Here is a 22,319-nt window from a genome sequence, read left to right on the forward strand (position 1 = left end):
AAAAGAGAAGGGATTTTATATGCAAAAAGAGAAATGGTGTTTCATTGATACAGGAAACCAAGACCCTGCCTTTAACATGGCAATGGACGAAGCCTTGCTTTATTGGCATAGCGAGAAGCTGATCCCGCCTGTGATCCGTTTTTATGGTTGGAATCCAGCGACATTATCTGTTGGATATTTTCAACATGTTGAAAAAGAAATCAACATGGAAGCGGTTGAGCGCTATGGTCTTGGATTTGTTCGCAGGCCTACAGGAGGCCGCGGCGTTCTTCATGATCAGGAATTGACCTACAGTGTCATCGTGTCAGAAGAGCACCCAGAGATGCCGGCGACGGTGACAGAGGCATACCGCGTCATTTCAGAAGGGATTTTAGAGGGCTTTAAAGAACTGGGACTCGATGCGTATTTTGCCATTCCTCGTACAGAAAAAGAAAAAGAAAGCTTAAAAAATCCAAGATCGTCTGTATGTTTTGATGCGCCTTCATGGTACGAGCTTGTTGTAGAAGGCAGAAAAGTAGCAGGCAGTGCGCAAACAAGGCAAAAAGGTGTGATCCTCCAGCATGGCTCGATTTTAATTGATCTTGATGAGGATAAATTGTTTGATTTATTTCTGTATCCAAATGACCGGGTGAGAGAGCGGATGCAGCGCAGCTTTAAAAACAAAGCGGTGGCGATCAATGAAATTTCAGATCGAACATGTACGATAGACGATGCGCGTGTTGCATTTAAACGAGGGTTTGAAAAAGGATTAAATATCGAGCTTGTGCCTTATGAGCTGACAGATGAAGAGTTGGCATTTGTTCATCACCTCGCCAAAACGAAATACGCCACAGATGATTGGAATTACAAGCGTTAAGACGAAGGACTCTTCTTGTTTTTTAATGGGCGATGGTGTAGAATTGTTATGATTATTAAGTAAAGGTGCATTTTGGAGGGGTTTTATGACTACACCTAGTATGGAAGATTATATTGAACAAATTTATATGCTGATAGAAGAAAAAGGATATGCAAGAGTATCTGATATTGCAGAAGCCCTCGCTGTCCATCCCTCCTCTGTAACAAAAATGGTTCAGAAGCTAGATAAAGATGAATACCTCATTTATGAGAAATATCGTGGTCTAATTTTAACCCCGAAAGGCAAAAAAATTGGAAAACGTCTCGTATACAGACATGAACTGCTAGAGCAATTTTTAAGAATCATTGGTGTAGATGAAGAGAAAATTTATGATGATGTAGAAGGTATTGAGCATCATCTCAGCTGGAACAGCATTGACCGCATCGGCGACCTTGTCCAATTCTTTGAAGAAAACGATGAGCGATCCGTTCAGCTGAAAGCGATTCAAAAGAAAAACGAACAAACAAATCAAGAATCTTAAGAAAAAGGACACCTGTCGAAGGGTGTCCTTTTAAATTGTTGACAAAGGGGTAAAATGTACTTTATTTTAGCTCTTTGTCTTCTTTTCAGCGTGAAAGAAAACCTTTGCAGTCTAGGAAGGACGAGCATCGGAGCGGAGCGAATTTGACATTCGTAAGCACCGGAGCGCAGGACTGACACCGAATGCGAGGGTTTGTCTACACGCTGAAAGGACACCCTTAGCATGGGTGTCCTTTTTGAATATAGTTCTAATGAAAGGCAAATGCTCCTACACTATTAATAGTGTGACAGAAAAGGGGGCTCCTTGATGAAGATAGATGGTGTGTTCTCAGGTGGAGGCATTAAAGGTGCAGCACTTGCAGGCGCCTATGAAGCGCTTGAAGCAAGAGGATTTCAATTTGTCCGTCTCGCTGGAACGAGTGCGGGAGCAATCATTGCTTCACTCATCGCAGCGGGTTTTACGAGTCAGGAGATTCGGGAGCTGTTAGACGAAATGGATGAGCATCAATTGCTTGACCGAAGGTGTCAATTCATCCCGTTTAAAATGCTCAGGTGGGTGTCTATTTATTGGCGTCTTGGCCTTTACAAAGGTGACCGTCTAGAAAAATGGCTGACAGACGTGTTAAAACGAAAAGGCGTCACCGTATTCGGAGATCTGAAAAAAGATACGCTCAAAATCGTTGCTTCTGATTTAACAAATGGCAAAATCCTTGTCCTTCCAGATGACCTTCCTTCCTATGGGTTAAATCCAGAGCGGTTTTCTGTCGCCAGAGCCATTCGGATGAGCTGCAGTTTGCCGTATTTTTTCGAACCTGTCAAACTGAGGTCTTCAAAAGGAATTTGTACCATAGTGGATGGCGGCGTGCTCAGCAACTTTCCGATTTGGCTTTTTGCTGAAGAGAAAAAAAGACCGTTTGTCGGTGTCACATTAACCCCAAACGAAAAAGAACGCCCTCAACATTCCATCCGCAATGCGTTTGAACTGTTTGGCGCTCTATTTGAAACGATGCGTGGTGCTCATGACGAAAGACATATTGCCACAAAACACGAACGTCATATTATTTTTATTCCTGTAGAACACATCATTGCCACTGATTTTCAGCTGATGACAGAAAAGAAAAAGGCGCTCGTCGATCTAGGCAGACAGAAGGCCGAGCAATTTTTAAAGAGCTGGACATTTTAAAATAAGGCGCGATTTTTCTTTTTGTTTTTCTTGCCTTCAATGACTGTCAAATGTGTTTGGCTTTTCTTTTTGAGAAGGACGGGCTTAGACTTGTGGTCAGTCGGCACGCTTCGCAAATGAGTGACCCGGTTTTTCATCTGGCTTTTCGTTTTTGGTTTAGGCTGCTGGTAGCGACGTTTTGATTGTTTGACTGCTTTACGATAAAGATTTCCTTCTGTTCCAGTTCTTCGATTCATCAGCCATCTAAATAAGAAAAATAGAACCGCTCCAATGATCACAACTGATAGCAGCATCGTAAAGAGTCTGCCTGGATTCGTTGTGAGTAAATACACAAATCCCAAAACACCTAAAGCGAAAATAATGGTAAAAGCAGGATGTACTCGGCGATTCATAACTGTCCACCTCCGAAAGAATTTACCGGATTTATAAACTAGATCACTTGATGAGCAGAATCTGATGCTTGTTTCGCAGATGCTTCCTCTAAACGAAGAAGTTCATTAAAACTTGCAATGGCTACCTCGACTTGATCATCAGAGGGTTCTTTTGTTGTGAGCAATTGCAGCCAAAGGCCAGGATAGCCAAGCACTTTAAGCACTGGCACGTCACGGAGTTTGTTTGTGAGCTGAAGCACTTCAAATGAAATGCCCAGAACAACCGGAATAAGCGCCAAGCGATTCAGAACTCTCACCCATAAAGGATCTGTCGGTACGAGTAAATAGACGAACATGCCGACAATGACAGTGAATAAAATAAAGCTGCTGCCGCATCGATAATGCAGGCGAGATTGGCTTTGAACATTTTCCACTGTGATGTCAAGATTCTGTTCATAGCAGTTTATGACTTTATGTTCTGCCCCATGATATTGAAATACCCTTTTAATTAAAGGGGTCATGGAAATAAAGTAAATATAGCCTAATAACAGGATCAATTTAAAGAATGTTTCCACTGCAATTTGTGCGAAGTTTCCAGAAAACACCGGACGCACAAGTTCGGCTAAAAAGACAGGCACTAAAGTAAAGACAAATTTACTAAAAAGAAGAGAGAGAACTCCGATCACAGCAATGCCAAAGATCATTGATAATTTCGAGCTTTTTTGTTCTTTTTCAAGAGAATGATCTTCAGAAGGATCTAAGTCATAGCGCTCGCTGGAGAAGTTTAAGTGCTTACTGCCGTTTGCGCTTGCTTCAACAAGTGCAGCAACACCCCTGACAAAAGGGATTTTCTTAAGAAAGGCGGTTCGTTTATTGGAGGTCCGGGGAAGCTTTAAAAACTCAATGGTCTGATCCTTACGCCGGATCGCTGTCACATAGTTCTTTTTACCTCCGAACATCACACCTTCCACAACTGCCTGCCCTCCATATGCTGGAGGTTTTGTTTGATTGGACATATTTCATCAACCTGCCTGTTTCCTGTAATTTACATGCATTTCCTTATACCTTTATTGTACAGGAAAAGAGGGGAAATCACTAGCTCACAGGTCGATTATCTACTAGAATTCTATCTACCTCTTTTTAGCCAGTATACCCTGTTATAAAAATTTTACACTCTCGCACGGAAATCCTTTTTTTTCATGACATTTTGGACATACTACTTGCTGGAGGTGTTCATATGAAACGTGATGAAAAGAAAAACCAAGAAGAAAAAAATCAATCAGTACAAATGTCTTCAATGGTGGCAAGGGCAGCAGCCACAGGTTTTGTCGGCGGAGTTTTTTGGGGCTTTATCGGATTTCTGACCCATATGTTTCATTTTTCAGAGGTGAGTCCAAATATGCTGTTGCAGCCATTTGTGCTTGGTGAATGGAAAAAAGGCGGACTTGGTACATTTATGAGTATTGTTCTTTTAGGGATTTTATCTATTGGGGCAGCCTTTATTTATTATGGACTGCTCAAACGGATAAAAGGTTTTTGGATGGGACTGATTTATGGAGGGGTTTTGTGGCTGCTTGTTTTTTATGTATTTAATCCTATATTCCCCGATGTGAAGCAAGTGCAAGATTTGCAGCAAAGCACCATTGTGACGACATTTTGCCTATATATTTTATATGGCATGTTTGTCGGATACAGTATTTCATTTGAATACAATGAATTAACGAGTCAGAAGCTTGCAAGAGCACTCGGGAAAAAGACAGAATAAAGTGTAAATCCACCTTTCATATGATAAAATTATTTTTGGAAACGAAAGGTTTCTAAGGAAAAAGAAACAGACATCGATATAGAGTGAATTAGGGTGAAGGAGTGGTCATATGCCTCATTTTCTAGTGCTGAATGGGCCCAACTTAAATAGGCTCGGCAAGAGAGAGCCAGGAGTTTATGGAAGTAAAACATTAACAGATTTAGAAACGGATTTGTTTCAGTTTGCAGAAAGAGCAAATATTCAATTGACGTTCTTTCAATCGAATCACGAGGGAGATTTGGTCGATGCGCTCCATGAAGCAGAAGATCAGTACGATGGCGTCGTGTTTAACCCGGGTGCTTTTACCCACTATAGCTATGCACTGAGAGATGCCATTGCAAGTATTACGTTACCTGTCATCGAAGTACATATCACAAATGTTCATAAGAGAGAGGAATTCCGCCATCATTCGGTTCTTGCTCCAGTATGTCAAGGTCAAATCGTTGGACTTGGTTTAGAAGGATATAAATTGGCGATTCGTTATTTAGTCAGTGAAGGGGGAGCAGTATCATGAAACTTGAAAAACTAAGAAAACTTTTAGCCGAATTAGACATAGATGGTTTAGTGATTACGAGCAGCTTTAATTTACATTATATGACGAGTTTTACTGGATCAGCCGGTCTTGCCATCGTTTCAAAGGATCGAGCCGCCTTTATTACGGATTTTCGTTACACGGAGCAAGCAAAGGATCAAGTAAAGGGCTATGACATCATTGAACATAAAGGAAACATTGTGGAAACTGCTGTCCAAACGGCAAACGAATTTGGGGTGAAACGTCTTGGTTTTGAACAAAACCATATGACATTTGCCACCTACCAGCAGTACTCGGGGAAAGCAAGCGGTATCGAGCTTGTTCCAGTCTCAGAATCAGTTGAAAAGTTGCGCTTGATTAAGTCTAATGAAGAGATTAAGATATTAGAGGAAGCTGCGAAGATTGCAGATCATGCCTTTGATCATATTCTCACGTACATCAAGCCGGGCCTGACAGAAATTGCGGTCATGAACGAGCTTGAATTTTTCATGAGAAAAGAAGGGGCAGAAGGATCTTCATTCGATATGATTGTTGCCTCTGGCGTTCGTTCAAGCCTGCCACACGGGAGAGCGAGCGAAAAGGTGATTGAATCTGGCGACTTGGTGACACTGGATTTCGGTGCCTATTATAAAGGCTATTGTTCAGACATGACAAGAACCATTGCTGTAGGAACACCAAGCGACAAATTAAAGGAAATTTATCATATCGTATTAGAAGCAGAAAACGCTGGTGTGGATAAAATCAAGCCAGGCTTAACAGGAAAAGAAGCTGATCGCATCACACGAGACATCATTGAAAAGTATGGCTACGGTCAATACTTCGGGCATTCGACTGGACATGGTCTTGGTATGGAAGTACATGAAGCACCTGGCCTTTCCTCGCGCTCAGATGTCGTGTTAGAAGAGGGAATGGTTGTGACAGTTGAACCAGGCATTTACTTGCCGGATGTCGGCGGCGTGAGAATTGAGGATGATATTGTCCTGACAGCTGACGGCAATAAACGATTGACCCACTCACCGAAAGAACTTATCATATTATGATGGTGAAATGTAGGAGGATGACAAAATGATTTCAGTAAACGATTTTCGTACAGGCCTGACAATTGAAGTGGACGGCGGTATTTGGCGTGTAGTGGATTTCCAACACGTAAAACCAGGAAAAGGCGCAGCGTTTGTCCGTTCGAAACTGCGTAACCTGCGTACAGGTGCGATTCAAGAGAAAACATTCCGTGCAGGTGAAAAAGTAGCGAAAGCGCAAATTGAAACAAAAACAATGCAATATTTATATGCAAATGGCGATCAGCATGTATTCATGGATACAAGTTCATACGAACAACTTGAACTAAGCGAAGCGCAAATCAAAGATGAGCTGAAATATTTGCTTGAAAATATGTCGGTTCAAATCGTCATGTACGGTGATGAAACACTTGGAGTAGAACTTCCAAACACTGTAGAACTAGAAGTAGTAGAAACAGAGCCTGGTATTAAAGGTGATACGACATCAGGTGGATCAAAACCTGCAAAAACAGAAACTGGTTTAATCGTGAACGTTCCTTTCTTTGTGAACCAAGGTGATAAACTAGTGATCAATACATCTGACGGTTCATACGTTTCAAGAGCGTAATGAACAGAGAGACTGTAAACCTCGTGTTTACAGTCTTTTTTTATTTGAAAAATAGGACGCCTCGTTATGACACCCCTTACTCTATTCTCTCATCCATCTCTCTTCCTTTTGAAAAACAAGACTACTTCTAGCTAGTGAAGCATATAGTGTAAAAAAAGCTGGAGGTTCTATATGAAACAATTTCTCCCGGGTATACACCCATCAGTTGCTGCCATGGCAGGGATGAGGTTTTTATCTGCCGCGATTGAACTGACGGCCGCCATCCTCATTTTAGTGACTAATGATGTGCGTAAAGCGGTTGTCATCAATAGTATATTAGCGATCATCGGGCCGCTCATTTTTATTATCACGATGACGATTGGAATCTATCAAATTGCAGGGCAGTTATCCTATGCGAAGCTTGTGTTTATTTTCATTGGTGTCGTATTTATTCTTGTTGGAATTTATAAGTGAAATGGCTTGGCATAATTAACGGCATACATCATACATTTTAGAGAAGAAAAAAAGGAGGGGAATTCGTTGCGGAGTTTGTTGGATATTCTCCCGCACTCAATTGGACAAGAACTCAGCATGTTAAAAGAAGCAGAGTGGGCGCAAATAGAAGAAATCCGCATTCGCACCGATCGCCCGATTGAGCTGATGCAAGGTGGAAAACCACGCTTTCTTTCCTATCATACAACAGGTGAAGAGGCGGCTCAGCTATTAGGCAGGCTCAGTAATTACAGCATGTACACACTTGAGGAAGAGTTAAAACAGGGCTATATCACCATATCTGGCGGACATCGGGTTGGGCTTGCTGGAAAGGTCATCGTCGAAAATGGATTCGTCAAAGGCTTAAGAGATATTTCTTCATTTAATATTCGCATCGCAAAAGAGAAGATCGGAATTGCTCTGCCGTTTCTCCCTTATTTATATGAAAAACATTGGTGTAACACACTGATTATAGGTCCGCCGCAAACCGGGAAAACGACATTGCTGCGTGATCTAGCACGTCTTGTCAGTACAGGAACAACAACCATTTCTCCTAGAAAAACAGGGATTGTAGATGAACGATCTGAAATCGCAGGTTGTATAAGAGGAGTGCCGCAGCATTCTTTTGGACACCGGATTGATGTACTTGATGCGTGCCCAAAGGCTGAAGGGTTAATGATGATGATCAGGTCCATGAGCCCAGAAGTCATCATTGTCGATGAAATCGGAAAAAGTGAAGATGTACAGGCACTGCTAGAAGCAATCCATGCTGGAGTCACCATTATCGTCTCAGCTCATGGGTATTCTCTTGAAGACTTATCTAAACGGCCATCATTTGAACCGTTATGGCAGCTTCGTGTGTTTGATCGATATGTGGAATTAAATAGAGAAAAAGGGCCTGGCACAATCGGACGGATATTTGACCAAGAGGGACAAGAGCTGAAGAGGAGGCGGGGAGTGGACGTATGTTAAAGCTTATTGGTGCTATTTTCATTGTTGCGGCTACGACATGGGGAGGATTCGAGTTTGCGAAGCGGTACAGTGATCGGCCAAAGCAAATCCGCCAGCTCCGGTTTGCACTCCAATCTCTTGAAGCTGAAATTATGTATGGTCAAACACCTTTAGCTAGAGCCGCTGACCAAATTGCGTCCCAAGTAGGACCGCCTGTGAATCGGCTATTTGAACAATTTGCAGAAAAACTCAACGTTGGAACCTTTTCTGCGAGGCATGCATGGAATGAAAGTCTAGAGGATGTATGGAAAAAAACCGTATTAAAAAAAGGCGAATATGAGGCGCTGAAGCACTTTGGAGAAACCCTTGGTCAGCATGATGTGACGGCTCAGCAAAAATATATCAAGCTAGCTTTAGGCCATTTGGAATCAGAGGAAAAAGAAGCTGAAGTTGCCCAAGCAAAAAATGAAAAAATGGTGAGAAGTCTTGGTTTTCTAAGTGGTTTACTACTGATTCTGTTATTGATGTGAGAGGAAGGGAGTCGAGAGCATGGGCGTTGATGTAAACGTCATTTTCCAAATTGCGGGAGTGGGTATCGTCGTGGCTTTTCTCCATACGATTTTAGATCAAATGGGGAAAAAAGAGTACGCACAGTGGGTGACACTGCTTGGATTTATCTACATTTTATTTATGGTTGCTACCATTGTGGATGATTTGTTTAAGAAGATTAAAGCCGTATTTCTATTTCAAGGATAGGGGAGGGCTTACAAATCGAAATTATTCAAATTGTTGGACTTGGTTTAATCGCTACTTTTCTAGCATTAATCGTCAAAGAACAAAAGCCAACCTTCGCCTTTATGCTTGTTGTGTTTACTGGGTGTGTCATTTTCCTTTATTTAATCGATCAAATCTATGCCATTATCTCCATGATTGAAAAAATTGCAGCAAGTGCAGGCGTCAATATGAAATACGTTGAAACCATTTTGAAAATCATTGGCATTGCCTATATTGCAGAATTTGGTGCCCAGCTCACAAAGGATGCGGGACAAGGCGCCATCGCTTCAAAAATAGAGCTTGGCGGCAAAATTCTTATTTTGGTCATGGCGGTACCGATTTTAACGGTCATCATTGAGACGATCCTAGGTATGATCCCGTCCATGACTTGATGGAAAAGAGGTGATGATGATGAAACGGGTGACAGCTGTGCTAGGGTTTATGATGTTCTTTTGGATGATTGTTCCGTATGCAGGTGCAGAAGAAAGTGTGCCTTTATCAAGTGAAGAACCGGTCGCAGAAGAAGTTGCGGGTGGACAGGCTGATGCCTTAGAGCTTCATTCTATCAGTGACTTTTGGGAAACGATATTGGACGAGTATGGCGGCTTTCTGCCTGAAAGCCAAAAAGGTACAGTGAAGGAAATGATCGATGGCGATAAAGAGCTGTCTCCCCAAACGTGGCTGAAGGCTTTTGTTCATTATCTGTTTCATGAGCTGATTGCCAATGGAAAGCTCTTAGGTACACTTATATTACTCACCATCTTTTGTTCGCTTTTGCAGCTTTTGCAAAATGCGTTTGAGCAAAGCACTGTTAGTAAAGTTGCATACGCTCTTGTTTATATGGTGCTTATCATTATTGCATTAAACAGTTTTCATGTTGCGATCTCTTATGCAACAGAAGCCATTCAAACGATGACTAGTTTTATTCTTGCTCTTATTCCTCTTTTATTAGCACTTATTGCCTCATCAGGCGGGCTTGTCTCAGCCGGATTCTTTCATCCTGTGATTTTGTTTTTAATGAACACGAGCGGTGTTTTTATTCAATATGTCGTTCTTCCGCTTATTTTTTTATCAGCGATATTGAGCATTGTCAGTACGCTGACCGAACAATACAAAGTGACCCAGCTTGCCCAGCTGTTAAGAAATGTCGCCATTGGCGGGCTCGCTGTTTTTTTAACTGTATTCCTCGGCGTCATTTCTGTACAGGGGGCATCTGCTGCTATCACGGATGGCATCGCTCTTCGCACAGCCAAGTTTATTACCGGAAATTTCATCCCTGTCCTTGGCAGAATGTTTACTGATGCGACAGATACCGTTATCAGCGCCTCTGTGCTGCTGAAAAATACGGTTGGCCTTGTAGGCGTCGCCATTTTGATTTCAATTGCGGCTTTCCCAGCGATTAAAGTGCTGTCGCTCGCTCTGATTTATAAATTGGCCGCTGCGATTCTTCAGCCTTTAGGGGGCGGGCCGATTATTAGCTGCCTTGATGTCATTTCAAAAAGTGTTCTTTATATATTTGCTGCATTAGCTGTTGTATCGCTTATGTTCTTTTTAAGCATTACCGTTATCATCACAGCTGGCAACCTCACCATGATGATGAAGTAAGGAGGGGACACCATTTGAGTTTTCTCACAGAATGGATCACAAGTATTATTCTATTTATTTTATTTGCGATTGTGATTGATCTTTTGCTTCCCAATTCAAGCATGCAGAAGTATGCAAAAATGGTCGTCAGCTTACTGTTAATTGTGGTGATGCTCAATCCGATCTTTGCGTTATTCCGGGCAGATCCTGACCAAATTTTCTCAGAAATCATGAAAGGGAAGGACCAAGCGCAATCAGAAGAAATAAAAAATCAGATGAATTTAGAAAAAAAAGAAATACAAGCTTCACAGCGTGCATATATTTTAAAGCAAATGGCTGTCCAACTAGAAAAAAGCGCAAAGGAGCCACTGGAGAAGGAGAGCTATGAAATGAAACACGTAGAAGTGTTGGCAGATGAGGAGCACCTTGATCAGAATATGGAGGCAGATCAATTTCGCATCAAAGCAGTCCTTGTCCCGCTCACAGGTGATGCTGTAGAAACGGTGGCAAAGGTCGACATTGATCTCTCCAGGCAAAAGGAGGAAAGCGCCGGGGCGTCAGCAAAAGAGATGGCGAGGGTGAAAGAGACGCTTGCAGATGTATGGAATACACGGCCTGAACACATTGCGCTGAACATTGAGGGAGGTGACGCAGCAGATCATGAATAACAAAGACTGGAGACAAAAACTGAAATCAATGTTCCAAGCACCTGAAAAAGGTGAAGGGAAACCAAAATTAACGAAGCACCATTACTTACTGCTTGTCTTCATCATCGGCGTGTCATTCATGTTAGTCAGTCAGATTCTGTCACCGCCATCAAGCAAACAAGAGGCTGCTGTTCCTGCGTCTAAAAAAACATCCTCAGAAGAGCAGGCGGTGTTCAAACCATCCTCTTCAGGTAAGTCAAACAACTCGATAGAGGATGTTGAACAAGAATACGAAAATCAGCTAAAAGAGATTTTAGAAACGATCATTGGTGTTGAGGATGTATCCATTGTGGTAAATGTAGACGCAACTTCTTTAAAAGTGTTTGAAAAAAACAAATCCAATAAAAGCACTACGACCGAGGAAACAGACAAAGAAGGCGGCGTGCGAAGTGTCACGGATCAAACAAAAGAAGAAGAGATTGTCATTATTAAAAATGGCAATGAAGAAACACCTGTTGTTGTCCAAACGAAAAAGCCAGACATTCGAGGTGTCCTCGTTGTTGCTCAAGGAGTAGACAACGTTCAAATAAAGAAAACCATCATTGAAGCGGTTACACGAGTGCTTGATGTACCGAGCCATAGAGTGGCTGTTGCCCCTAAAAAAATCAAGGAGGATTCGGAATGATGTTAAAAAAACAAACGGTTTGGCTATTAACGATGCTAAGTTTAGTTGTCGTATTAAGTGTGTACTATATCATGTCTCCACAAGGTGAGAATGCTGTGACAGTAGAAGATACAAAATCAAAAGGAATGGAAGAGAAAAAGGCTGAGCCAGAAAAAGGGACTGACAAAGGAACCGAAAAGAACGCAGAAGAGAAATCAACTGACAAAGAAACCAATGCGAAACAAGAAGATGTTGAAACAAGTGGAGAAGAAGGAAAGGCTGTTTCAGAGCAGACCGACGATGAACTTTTCACAACCTACAGACTTGAACTGGAAGATAAGCGCAGCAAGCAGCGTGAAGAGTATAACGAAATCGTGTCTAGCGATGATGCAACAGCGCAAGAGAAAAGTGAAGCTTATGATCAAATGACAGCACTTAGTGAGGCAGAAGGAACAGAGCGTCAGCTGGAGACATTAATCAAAACAAAAGGATATAAAGATGCGCTCGTCAGTGCAGAAGGAGATAAAGTGAACATCACGGTTCGTTCTGATAAAAAATCAAAGTCCCAAGCAGCAGATATTATTGATTTGGTCACAAAAGAAATGAGAGGGCTTGATAACGTAGCCGTCACTTTTGAGCCATCGAATCAATAAAAAATGCACAAGCGCCCTTTTCTGAAAAGGGCGTTTTTTCATGCGGGTTGACGCCCTTTTTCAGGTGCTTGTGCGAGGTGTCTCATCACATTAATAGTTGAATTCAACGAAATCCTCCTGTAAGATGGTTATAGTATGTACTTTTAGTACTAGCCTATAAAAAAAGATAAATCCATACATAGGGGTGCAAATCCATGTTAAAAATTGAAGAGATTCATGAACTAATTAAATTAATTGACGAATCAACAATTGATGAATTTACGTACGAAAACGAAGGTGCAAAAATCAAGTTAAAGAAAAATAAAGAAGTCGTTCAGCAAGTTGCGGCACAAGCACCAGTGGCTCCTGTCCAAGCAGCTCCAGCTCAACAAGCTCCTAAAGCACAAGCTCCAGCTCAGACCGAAGCCCCTGCACAAGAGAAAGCCGCGTCTGAAAACCTGCATAAAATCACATCCCCAATGGTTGGCACATTTTACGCTTCTTCTTCACCAGAAGCAGATCCATATGTGACAACAGGTTCTAAAGTGAAGGAAAACTCAGTTGTATGTATCGTTGAAGCGATGAAACTGTTTAATGAAATCGAAGCAGAAGTAAAAGGCGAAATCGTCGAAGTATTAGCTGAAAACGGTCAGCTTGTAGAATTCGGACAACCCCTCTTTCTAGTGAAAGCAGAGTAAGGAGTACGATCATGATTAAAAAGCTATTAATTGCAAACAGAGGAGAAATCGCAGTTAGAATCATCCGTGCTTGTAAAGAGCTTGGAATTGAAACAGTTGCGGTATTTTCTGAAGCGGATCGTGATGCGCTGCATGTTCAAATGGCTGATGAAGCATATTGCATCGGACCGACTGCTTCAAAAGATAGTTATTTAAATGTAACAAATATTGTCAGTGTGGCAAAACTAACAGGTACAGATGCCATCCATCCAGGATATGGTTTCCTTGCTGAAAATGCAGACTTTGCAGAGCTTTGCGAGGAATGTAATGTCATCTTTGTTGGACCAACTGCGTCAGCAATTTCCAAAATGGGAACGAAAGATGTGGCAAGAGAAACAATGAAGCAAGCTGGTGTTCCAATTGTCCCTGGTTCTCAAGGAATTGTAAAAGATCTTGATGATGCTGTTTCAACAGCAGCTGGTATTGGGTATCCTGTCATTATTAAAGCAACTGCAGGGGGCGGTGGTAAAGGTATCCGTGTGGCTCGCACAGAAGAAGAGCTCATTAACGGTGTCACCATCACGCAGCAGGAAGCAGCACAAAACTTCGGGAACCCAGGTGTCTATTTGGAGAAATTCATTGAAGACTTTAGACACGTTGAAATTCAAGTCCTTGCTGATCAGCATGGGAATACCATTCACTTAGGTGAACGTGATTGTTCTATCCAAAGAAGAATGCAAAAGCTTCTGGAAGAAACGCCATCACCTGCACTAAATGCAGATATTCGTGAGCAAATGGGTGAAGCTGCCGTAAAAGCAGCCGAAGCTGTTGAATACACAGGTGCCGGAACGGTTGAATTCATTTACGATTATAATGAAGAGAAGTTTTACTTCATGGAAATGAATACACGTATCCAAGTAGAGCATCCTGTAACGGAAATGGTCACTGGTGTTGATTTGATCAAAGAACAGATCAAAGTAGCTTCAGGTGAAAAGCTTTCCCTTACGCAAGAGGATGTCGTATACGAAGGCTGGGCGATTGAATGTCGTATTAACGCAGAGAACCCTGAGAAAAACTTCATGCCTTCTGCTGGTGAAATTAAAATGTACCTTCCGCCAGGCGGTTTAGGAGTACGTATTGATTCTGCCGCTTATCCTGGTTATGTGATTCCGCCATATTACGATAGTATGATTGCGAAAGTGATCACATATGGTAAAACGAGAGAAGAAGCAATAGCAAGAATGAAACGTGCGCTTCAAGAATTCGTCATTGAAGGAGTCTACACAACGATTCCATTCCACCTCAGATTACTAGAGCACGAAACATTTGTGAGCGGTAATTTTAATACGAAGTTTTTAGAAACGTATCAAATTATGAAATAATAACAGCTTTCGGAGGTGAATGATCGTGTCAGAAAACAATTTGCTTGAAATGAACCTTGATGAAGATCAATTGGGAAAAGTGCAAATTGCGCCAGAAGTGATTGAAGTCATTGCTGGGATCGCTGCATCAGAGGTCGAAGGAATTGCGGAAATGCGCGGCAACTTCGCTGCTGATGTGGCAGAACGCTTTGGGAAGAAAAATCACCGTAAAGGTGTGAAAGTAGATGTCTCTGATGAAGGCATCACAATTGATGTGTATTGTGTGGTTGAATTTGGCCTATCCATTCCAAAGGTATCCACTGCTGTTCAAGAAAATATCCGTCAAACCCTTTTAAACATGACGGCCTTAACGATTAATGAAATCAACATTCATGTCGTCGGCATTCAATTTGATACAAAAACAGCTGAAGCTGAAGTTGATCAAGAAATGTAAAAATGGTTGAAGTGAAACCAAGGAGGCATTGCCTCTTTGGTTTTTTAAAGCCCATTTTTGGGAAAATTCCACATGATGATTACGTCACGCATGGAGTGATTCGTTTTTCGTCACAGCTCGCATGGATCTTGGTGCGACTGCGGTCAAAATATGTTATGATCTCTGTATGGCTTAACGACAAGCGGATAAAGTGGTTAAAGGAGTAAATAATGAAAAGAAGAACTGCAAGAGAAAAGGCGCTACAAACATTATTTCAAATTGATGTCAGCAATATTGATCCGAAAGAGGCCATTACACATGCGCTGGATGAACAAGAATCAGATCCTTTTTTCGAGGAACTGGTTTTCGGTGTGCTCGAACAAAAGGACAAACTCGATGACATGATTTCACAGCATCTTGTGAATTGGAAACTTGATCGTATTGCGAACGTAGACAGAGCCATTTTAAGGCTGTCTGTGTACGAAATGGTATATCAAGAAGATATCCCGGTGAGTGTTTCAATGAATGAAGCCATTGAACTTGCTAAATTGTTCGGTGACGATAAGGCGCCGAAATTTGTAAATGGTGTACTTTCAAACATTAAAAACGACCTAAAGCAGTAATAGGAGGATTCGACATGACAGCAACAATCATCGATGGGAAAGAAACAGCAAAAGAAAAGCGTGAACAATTAGCAAAAGAAGTAGAAGAGCTAAAACAAAAAGGAGTCACACCTGGTCTTGCCGTTATTCTAATCGGTGATGATCCGGCTTCACTTTCTTACGTACGCGGGAAGAAAAAAGCAGCAGAAGCCATGGGCATGCATTTCCAGCTTGATCATTTAGATGCTTCTTTAACAGAAGAGGAATTGCTAAAGATGATTGATCAGTACAATGCAAATGATCAATTCCACGGAATTCTTGTTCAGCTTCCACTGCCAAAACATATTTCTGAAAAAGCCGTCATTGAACGAATTTCACCAGAGAAAGACGTAGATGGTTTTCATCCGCTAAATATCGGGAAAATGCTACTTGGAGAAGACACATTCCTCCCTTGCACACCAGCAGGTATTGTTGAATTATTGAACAAAACAGGTGTGGATCTCTCTGGCAAAGAAGTGGTCGTTGTAGGACGAAGCAATATCGTCGGCAAACCAGTTGGACAATTGCTATTAAACGAAAATGCAACCGTCACCTACTGTCATTCAAGAACGGCGAACATTTCAGAACATACGTTAAAAGCGGACATTTTAGTTGTTGCCGTCGGTCGAGCAAACTTTATTAAAGCTGACCAAATTAAAGAAGGCGCTATTGTCATTGATGTAGGAGTCAATCGTCTAGAAACAGGGAAACTTGTAGGGGACGTTGACTTTGAAGCAGCAAAAGAAAAAGCTTCATACATCACACCAGTCCCTGGCGGAGTGGGTCCAATGACAATTACGATGCTTGCACACAATACGGTTAAATCAGCAAAACGTACATTATCATAAGCTTGATCCATTCATCCACCTGCGTGCTGCCGGTGGATGAATGTGCGTTTTTGAAGAGGAGGAATACGTCATGAGTGAAAAAGCCTTTGTGACGGTCACAGCCCTTACAAAATACATAAAAAGAAAATTTGATGTTGACCCTCATTTAGAAGATATTTGGATCAAAGGTGAGTTATCAAATGTGAAGATTCATTCAAGAGGGCATGTTTATTTCACCTTAAAGGACGAAAATGCACGTATGCAAGCCGTCATGTTCCAGCGCTCCGCGTCCAAGCTGCCTTTTTCACCAAAGAGCGGGATGAAAGTGTTCGTACGAGGCGGAATTCAAGTCTACGAACCGAGCGGAAGCTATCAATTATATGCAAAAGAAATGCAGCCTGATGGTGTTGGTGCTCTTCATCTTGCCTATGAAGAGCTGAAGAAGAAACTAGCAAGTGAAGGCTTATTTGATGAGCGCTATAAAAAAACAATTCCTGAATTTCCAGAGGTTGTTGGTGTTATTACATCCCCAACAGGAGCAGCTGTTCGAGATGTCATTACCACGATCAATCGGCGCTATCAGCAGGCCAAGATCATTGTGCTTCCGGCATTAGTCCAAGGAGAAAATGCTCCGCGTTCGATTGTGGAACGGATTAAAGAAGCCAATGAAAAACAGCTTTGTGATGTCTTGATTGTCGGGAGAGGCGGAGGATCGATTGAAGAACTTTGGGCCTTTAATGAAGAAGCAGTCGCAAGAGCGATCTTCGCATCAGACATTCCAATCATTTCTGCGGTTGGGCACGAAACAGACTTTACCATTAGTGATTTCACTGCAGACATGAGAGCACCCACACCAACAGGAGCAGCAGAACTAGCTGTTCCAAGCACTTCCGACTTAATCGAACGAATCAAATCAATCGACATTCGGTTAACAAGAGCGGTAAAAAATCGAACGTCACAAGCAAAAGACCGTCTTGTGGCACTTCAATCCTCCTATGCTTTCCGTTTTCCAAAACGATTACAAGAGCAAAAAGAGCAGCAATTCGATATGGTATTTGATCGTTTTCAAAAACAGCTGACAAGACAAATGGAACAAAAACGCAGTCAACTTGACCGCCAAACATATAGACTGAAGCCGCTTCATCCAAAAGAGCAGCTGCTTCAGGCGAAAAAACGTCACGCCAATGAAACAGAACAGCTCGTTCGGAGCATGAATGTGCAAATGAAAACAATTCATTCGCAGTTCCAATCGGTTCTTGGTAAACTAAATGCATTAAATCCGCTTCAAGTCATGGAAAGAGGCTATAGTTTAGCCTATAAAGAAGATGAGCTCATTAAAAGTGTGAATCAAGTAGAAACGAAGGATCAACTGACGATTACAATGAAGGATGGACGTCTGATTTGTGAGGTTATTGAGAAGGAGGGCAATCATCATGACAGAATCAAATAAACAAAAAGAAGAACAAATGACATTTGAAGAGGCCATGAAAGGACTTGAAGAGATTGTGGGAAAGCTCGAAGAAGGCGATGTACCGCTTGAACAAGCCATCCACTATTTCCAAGAGGGTATGACACTCTCAAAACTTTGCCATGAAAAATTACAGCATGTTGAAAAGCAAATGGATTTCATTTTGAAAGAGGACGGTGAACTGGCTCCTTTTTCTGTGAAGGAGGCAGATGCTGGTGACAAGTAACTTAAACGAATTTTTAACAACACGAAAACAAGCAATTGAAGATTATTTATTTACATATGTGCAGGAATTGTCTATTCCAGAAGAGCTGAAATCTTCTATGCTTTATTCTCTGAAGGCTGGCGGAAAAAGACTGCGTCCTGTGCTTGTTCTTGCTCTTTTAAATGCGTATGGGAAAAAGGAAGAAGACGGTATACCAGTAGGCTGTGCAGTGGAAATGATTCATACGTATTCGTTGATACATGATGATCTTCCTTGTATGGACGATGATGATCTGCGCAGAGGAAAGCCGACCAACCATAAAGTATACGGCGAGGCAACTGCCGTTCTTGCAGGTGATGCGCTGCTCACTGAAAGCTTCCGTCTGATCACATCGCAATTATCTGACGATGTACCTGCTGATCAAAAGCTTCGAATCATCGATGAACTTGTTACATCAGCAGGTGCACTCGGAATGGTTGGCGGGCAATTTGATGATATGGAAGCAGAACAGAAACAAATCCCTCTTTCTGAATTAGAATCGATTCATGCCCGCAAAACAGGAAAGCTACTCACCTTTAGTGTGGTTGCTGGTGCGATACTGGCAGGTGCACCTGATGATGAGATCGAAAAGCTGAGAGAATTCAGCTATCATATTGGCATTGCTTTTCAAATCCGTGATGATATTTTAGATCTTGAAGGCAGCGAAGAGAAAATAGGAAAGCGGATTGGCTCCGATACAGCAAATGAAAAGTCGACATATCCTTCTTTATTAACGCTTTCAGGAGCAAAAGAAAAGCTGGATGAACATATCACTCGTGCGAAAGAAATTGTCTCAAATCTTGAGTTGGAGCAAAACTTGCTGCATGATTTATGCGATCTGATTGCCTCACGAGATCACTAAAAACAGCCTAGATTTGAGGGTCCTCGAGCAATTGTGGTAAACTGTAAACAGTTTATCATGATGAGACAACTCTTATTCCTGAATTGGTTTTCATAGGAATAAGGCATTATATATGTAGATAGAAATTTTGTTGAAAGCGAGTTGATCCTGATTGGATCTTTTATCAATAAAAAATCCAACGTTTCTAAAAGGAATGTCAAATGCAGAATTAGAGGAGCTGAGTGCGGACATTCGCACGTTTTTAATTGAGTCGTTAGCGAACTCTGGTGGGCACATTGGTCCAAACCTTGGTGTCGTTGAACTTACTGTTGCACTTCACAAAGTATTTGACAGCCCGAAAGACAAATTTCTTTGGGATGTTGGACATCAGTCTTACGTTCACAAGCTGTTAACTGGAAGAGGCGCCGAGTTTGATACGCTTCGTCAATATAAAGGGCTCTGCGGTTTCCCCAAACGAAATGAAAGTGAACATGATGTTTGGGAGACTGGACACAGTTCAACCTCATTATCTGGTGCAATGGGAATGGCGGCAGCGCGTGACATTAAAGGAACAGATGAATACATTCTCCCGATTATCGGCGATGGTGCACTAACCGGCGGTATGGCGTTAGAAGCACTGAACCATATCGGGGATGAAAAAAAAGACATGATTGTGATCTTAAACGACAATGAAATGAGTATTGCGCCAAACGTTGGTGCGATCCATACAATGCTTGGCAGACTACGTACAGCTGGTAAATACCAATGGGTAAAGGACGAGCTTGAATATTTATTCAAGCGTATCCCAGCAGTAGGTGGGAAGCTTGCTGCAACAGCAGAACGTATCAAGGACAGTCTGAAATATTTGCTTGTTTCTGGTATGTTCTTTGAGGAAATGGGCTTTACTTACTTAGGACCAGTAGATGGACATTCCTATGAAGATTTGTTTGAGAATCTTGAATACGCAAAGAAAACAAAAGGCCCGGTTCTCCTTCATGTCATCACGAAAAAAGGAAAAGGCTATAAGCCGGCCGAATCTGATAAGATCGGCACATGGCACGGAACAGGCCCATACAAAATCGACACAGGTGACTTTGTAAAACCGACAGCAGCTGCACCGTCATGGAGTGGTCTCGTCAGTGAAACCGTCAGAAAGCTTGCACGGGAAGATGAGCGGATTGTCGCGATTACACCTGCAATGCCCGTTGGCTCAAAGCTTGAAGGATTTGCAAAAGAATTCCCTGAGCGAATGTTTGATGTTGGAATTGCAGAGCAGCACGCTGCAACAATGGCAGCCGGACTTGCTACACAGGACATGAAGCCATTTTTAGCGATTTATTCAACGTTCCTTCAAAGAGCCTATGATCAAGTGCTGCATGATATTTGCCGTCAAAATCTCAATGTGTTCATTGGAATTGACCGTGCAGGTCTTGTCGGTGCAGATGGAGAAACACATCAAGGTGTGTTTGACATTGCTTTCATGCGTCATATGCCGAATATGGTTCTCATGATGCCAAAGGATGAAAATGAAGGACAGCATATGGTCAACACAGCCATTCAATATGATGATGGTCCAATCGCCATGCGCTTCCCGCGTGGAAATGGACTAGGCGTCAAAATGGATGAACAGCTGAAAACCATCCCAATTGGTTCTTGGGAAGTTCTTCGTCCCGGGAAAGATGCTGTCATTTTAACATTCGGTACAACCATTAAAATGGCGCTGCAGGCAGCAGAAGAACTGCAAAAAGAAGGTAAATCAATCCGTGTTGTCAATGCACGTTTCATTAAGCCTCTTGATGAAGGCATGTTAAATGAGATACTGTCTGAAGGTTTGCCAATTTTAACAATAGAAGAAGCGGTGCTTCAAGGTGGATTTGGCAGCAGCGTATTAGAATATATTCACGACAAAAAAGCGTCTCATATAAAAGTAGAACGTATGGGCATTCCAGATGAATTTATTGAGCATGGAAGTGTCGATGCGCTACTTGAGGAAATTGGACTGACGAAAACGCAGGTTGCTGAAACGTTACGTGACCTGCTTCCCGCAGCACCAAGAAAAGGAATTGGATCATGACATCAAAGAAAGAACGACTTGACGTTTTATTAGTCGAACAAGGACTAATGGAAACGAGAGAGAAAGCAAAACGCGCCATTATGGCAGGGATCGTTTATTCAAATGAAAACCGTTTGGATAAGCCAGGAGAAAAAATCGCTCGTGATACCCCGCTGACTGTGAAGGGGAATCCGCTGAAATATGTCAGCCGAGGTGGGCTAAAGCTCGAAAAGGCACTTCAAGAATTTGATTTAACCGTTGAAGGAAAGCTTTTAATTGATATCGGCTCATCAACAGGGGGATTTACAGATTGCGCACTCCAAAATGGAGCAGTCAAATCCTATGCTGTGGATGTTGGCTACAATCAGCTTGCGTGGAAATTACGACAGGATGATCGGGTGATCGTCATGGAACGCACCAACTTCCGCCATTCTGTTCCGGCAGATTTCACCGAAGGATTACCAGAGGTTGCATCTATTGATGTATCATTTATCTCGCTCAAACTCATTCTGCCCGCATTAAAGCATATTCTTATCCCAGGCGGCGACTGTATTGCGCTAGTGAAGCCGCAGTTTGAAGCGGGCAGAGAGCTTGTTGGAAAAAAAGGCATTGTGCGAGAACCTTCTGTACATCTTGGTGTGCTAGAAGAAATGAATCAATTTGCTGCAAAAGAAGGCTATGATGTAAAGGATGTTTCGTTTTCACCCATTACAGGCGGAGATGGAAATATCGAATTTCTCCTCCACTTGGTCCTGCATCCCGATCAAGAAGAGAATACGGCACTTCCAGTATCTGAACTTGAAAAAGTCGTCAAAGAAGCCCATGCCGTATTGAAAGAAAAGAAAAACAGTCCTGAGCCGGCTGACACATGAATTATTGAAACAAAAGGAATAATAGCTCGCTATTATTCCTTTTAGATTGTTGACAAAGGGCTAAAATGAACTTGATTTTAGCCCTTTGTCTTCTTTTCAGCGTGATAGAAAACCTTTGCAGCCCTAGGAAGGACGAGTACTGGCGCGGAGCGAATTTGGCATTCGTGAGCACCAGAGCGCAGGACTGACAAAGAATGCGAGGGTTTGTCTACATGCTGAAAGGAATAATAGCTCGCTATTATTCCTTTTTACATGGTCAAAAGATCAGAATTGACCGTTTCTCACGTAATG

The 22,319-nt window shown here is 42.1% G+C and carries 28 protein-coding genes; 26 read left to right on the forward strand and 2 right to left on the reverse strand.

Translation table 11 applies throughout. The features are described from left to right. The first annotated feature begins 19 nt into the window (after positions 1–19). From KFQ09_RS17545 to KFQ09_RS17555, 3 genes are all read left to right on the forward strand, one after another. Positions 20–856: a lipoate--protein ligase family protein gene (locus KFQ09_RS17545; protein ID WP_017357972.1), complete on the forward strand. Its 837-nt coding sequence runs from the start codon at positions 20–22 to the stop codon at positions 854–856. An 85-nt stretch (positions 857–941) separates the two neighbouring features. Beyond that, entirely contained in the window at positions 942–1,376 is a 435-nt protein-coding gene (mntR, locus tag KFQ09_RS17550) for a transcriptional regulator MntR (RefSeq protein ID WP_003215946.1), read from the forward strand. Positions 1,377–1,682: 306 nt separating this feature from the next. Continuing rightward, positions 1,683–2,558, forward strand: a complete 876-nt coding sequence (locus KFQ09_RS17555; protein WP_255835849.1) for a patatin-like phospholipase family protein — start codon at positions 1,683–1,685, stop codon at positions 2,556–2,558. On the opposite strand, the gene KFQ09_RS17560 is transcribed toward KFQ09_RS17555, so the two are convergent. Further along, positions 2,555–2,950, reverse strand: coding sequence for an SA1362 family protein (locus KFQ09_RS17560; protein WP_024422959.1), 396 nt, complete (start codon positions 2,948–2,950; stop codon positions 2,555–2,557). The genes KFQ09_RS17555 and KFQ09_RS17560 overlap by 4 nt on opposite strands. Positions 2,951–2,988: 38 nt before the next feature. Beyond that, positions 2,989–3,945: a DUF1385 domain-containing protein gene (locus tag KFQ09_RS17565; RefSeq protein ID WP_255835850.1), complete on the reverse strand. Its 957-nt coding sequence runs from the start codon at positions 3,943–3,945 to the stop codon at positions 2,989–2,991. A 221-nt stretch (positions 3,946–4,166) separates the two neighbouring features. On the opposite strand from KFQ09_RS17565, the gene KFQ09_RS17570 reads away from it, so the two are divergent. From KFQ09_RS17570 to KFQ09_RS17680, 23 genes are all read left to right on the forward strand, one after another. Continuing rightward, positions 4,167–4,694 (forward strand): YqhR family membrane protein, encoded by a 528-nt coding sequence (locus KFQ09_RS17570; RefSeq protein WP_035702799.1) that lies wholly within the window; start codon positions 4,167–4,169, stop codon positions 4,692–4,694. A 109-nt stretch (positions 4,695–4,803) separates the two neighbouring features. Beyond that, complete coding sequence (aroQ, locus tag KFQ09_RS17575; RefSeq protein ID WP_007501195.1) at positions 4,804–5,247, forward strand: type II 3-dehydroquinate dehydratase; 444 nt, start codon at positions 4,804–4,806, stop codon at positions 5,245–5,247. Continuing rightward, positions 5,244–6,305 (forward strand): M24 family metallopeptidase, encoded by a 1,062-nt coding sequence (locus tag KFQ09_RS17580; protein ID WP_007501193.1) that lies wholly within the window; start codon positions 5,244–5,246, stop codon positions 6,303–6,305. The genes aroQ and KFQ09_RS17580 overlap by 4 nt, the downstream gene beginning before the upstream one ends. 25 nt (positions 6,306–6,330) lie before the next feature. Then, positions 6,331–6,888, forward strand: a complete 558-nt coding sequence (gene efp, locus KFQ09_RS17585) for an elongation factor P (RefSeq protein ID WP_007501192.1) — start codon at positions 6,331–6,333, stop codon at positions 6,886–6,888. Positions 6,889–7,059: 171 nt separating this feature from the next. After that, entirely contained in the window at positions 7,060–7,341 is a 282-nt protein-coding gene (locus tag KFQ09_RS17590; RefSeq protein WP_017367580.1) for a YqhV family protein, read from the forward strand. Between the two features lie 66 nt (positions 7,342–7,407). Continuing rightward, positions 7,408–8,331: a stage III sporulation protein AA gene (spoIIIAA, locus tag KFQ09_RS17595; RefSeq protein WP_035390790.1), complete on the forward strand. Its 924-nt coding sequence runs from the start codon at positions 7,408–7,410 to the stop codon at positions 8,329–8,331. Next, a complete protein-coding gene (spoIIIAB, locus tag KFQ09_RS17600; protein WP_007501189.1) occupies positions 8,325–8,840 on the forward strand; it encodes a stage III sporulation protein SpoIIIAB in 516 nt (171 codons plus the stop codon). The genes spoIIIAA and spoIIIAB overlap by 7 nt, the downstream gene beginning before the upstream one ends. A 19-nt stretch (positions 8,841–8,859) precedes the next feature. Then, the gene (gene spoIIIAC / locus KFQ09_RS17605; protein ID WP_003153142.1) at positions 8,860–9,066 is read left to right on the forward strand and encodes a stage III sporulation protein AC; all 207 of its coding nucleotides are present in this window, start codon (positions 8,860–8,862) and stop codon (positions 9,064–9,066) included. Continuing rightward, positions 9,063–9,476, forward strand: a complete 414-nt coding sequence (gene spoIIIAD, locus KFQ09_RS17610) for a stage III sporulation protein AD (protein WP_087978339.1) — start codon at positions 9,063–9,065, stop codon at positions 9,474–9,476. The genes spoIIIAC and spoIIIAD overlap by 4 nt, the downstream gene beginning before the upstream one ends. A gap of 19 nt (positions 9,477–9,495) precedes the next feature. Further along, positions 9,496–10,689 (forward strand): stage III sporulation protein AE, encoded by a 1,194-nt coding sequence (spoIIIAE, locus tag KFQ09_RS17615; protein WP_017357967.1) that lies wholly within the window; start codon positions 9,496–9,498, stop codon positions 10,687–10,689. 14 nt (positions 10,690–10,703) lie between these two features. Further along, a complete protein-coding gene (gene spoIIIAF, locus KFQ09_RS17620; protein ID WP_007501185.1) occupies positions 10,704–11,336 on the forward strand; it encodes a stage III sporulation protein AF in 633 nt (210 codons plus the stop codon). A gap of 28 nt (positions 11,337–11,364) precedes the next feature. Continuing rightward, complete coding sequence (spoIIIAG, locus tag KFQ09_RS17625) at positions 11,365–12,000, forward strand: stage III sporulation protein AG (RefSeq protein ID WP_370539206.1); 636 nt, start codon at positions 11,365–11,367, stop codon at positions 11,998–12,000. Beyond that, complete coding sequence (locus KFQ09_RS17630) at positions 12,000–12,632, forward strand: SpoIIIAH-like family protein (RefSeq protein WP_024718861.1); 633 nt, start codon at positions 12,000–12,002, stop codon at positions 12,630–12,632. The genes spoIIIAG and KFQ09_RS17630 overlap by 1 nt, the downstream gene beginning before the upstream one ends. A 194-nt stretch (positions 12,633–12,826) precedes the next feature. Then, positions 12,827–13,309: an acetyl-CoA carboxylase biotin carboxyl carrier protein gene (gene accB, locus KFQ09_RS17635; protein ID WP_008342216.1), complete on the forward strand. Its 483-nt coding sequence runs from the start codon at positions 12,827–12,829 to the stop codon at positions 13,307–13,309. A gap of 11 nt (positions 13,310–13,320) precedes the next feature. Then, positions 13,321–14,670: an acetyl-CoA carboxylase biotin carboxylase subunit gene (gene accC, locus KFQ09_RS17640; protein ID WP_008342217.1), complete on the forward strand. Its 1,350-nt coding sequence runs from the start codon at positions 13,321–13,323 to the stop codon at positions 14,668–14,670. A 25-nt stretch (positions 14,671–14,695) separates the two neighbouring features. Beyond that, complete coding sequence (locus KFQ09_RS17645) at positions 14,696–15,103, forward strand: Asp23/Gls24 family envelope stress response protein (RefSeq protein WP_017357965.1); 408 nt, start codon at positions 14,696–14,698, stop codon at positions 15,101–15,103. 209 nt (positions 15,104–15,312) lie between these two features. Beyond that, entirely contained in the window at positions 15,313–15,705 is a 393-nt protein-coding gene (nusB, locus tag KFQ09_RS17650) for a transcription antitermination factor NusB (protein ID WP_008342218.1), read from the forward strand. Positions 15,706–15,719: 14 nt separating this feature from the next. Next, the gene (gene folD, locus KFQ09_RS17655) at positions 15,720–16,571 is read left to right on the forward strand and encodes a bifunctional methylenetetrahydrofolate dehydrogenase/methenyltetrahydrofolate cyclohydrolase FolD (protein ID WP_007501171.1); all 852 of its coding nucleotides are present in this window, start codon (positions 15,720–15,722) and stop codon (positions 16,569–16,571) included. A gap of 70 nt (positions 16,572–16,641) precedes the next feature. Beyond that, complete coding sequence (xseA, locus tag KFQ09_RS17660; RefSeq protein WP_046343949.1) at positions 16,642–18,000, forward strand: exodeoxyribonuclease VII large subunit; 1,359 nt, start codon at positions 16,642–16,644, stop codon at positions 17,998–18,000. After that, on the forward strand, positions 17,984–18,244 hold the full coding sequence (locus tag KFQ09_RS17665; protein ID WP_003215880.1) for an exodeoxyribonuclease VII small subunit: 261 nt from the start codon (positions 17,984–17,986) through the stop codon (positions 18,242–18,244). The genes xseA and KFQ09_RS17665 overlap by 17 nt, the downstream gene beginning before the upstream one ends. Next, positions 18,228–19,124 carry a polyprenyl synthetase family protein gene (locus tag KFQ09_RS17670; RefSeq protein ID WP_253207799.1) on the forward strand — a complete coding sequence of 299 codons (897 nt, stop codon included), beginning with the start codon at positions 18,228–18,230 and terminating at the stop codon, positions 19,122–19,124. The genes KFQ09_RS17665 and KFQ09_RS17670 overlap by 17 nt, the downstream gene beginning before the upstream one ends. 151 nt (positions 19,125–19,275) lie before the next feature. After that, entirely contained in the window at positions 19,276–21,177 is a 1,902-nt protein-coding gene (gene dxs / locus KFQ09_RS17675) for a 1-deoxy-D-xylulose-5-phosphate synthase (protein ID WP_007501165.1), read from the forward strand. Beyond that, positions 21,174–22,028, forward strand: a complete 855-nt coding sequence (locus tag KFQ09_RS17680) for a TlyA family RNA methyltransferase (protein WP_007501164.1) — start codon at positions 21,174–21,176, stop codon at positions 22,026–22,028. The genes dxs and KFQ09_RS17680 overlap by 4 nt, the downstream gene beginning before the upstream one ends. Positions 22,029–22,319: the final 291 nt, after the last annotated feature.

Origin of the sequence: Bacillus sp. FS02, from assembly GCF_024398395.1 — a bacterium.
Classification (GTDB): domain Bacteria; phylum Bacillota; class Bacilli; order Bacillales; family Bacillaceae; genus Bacillus; species Bacillus altitudinis.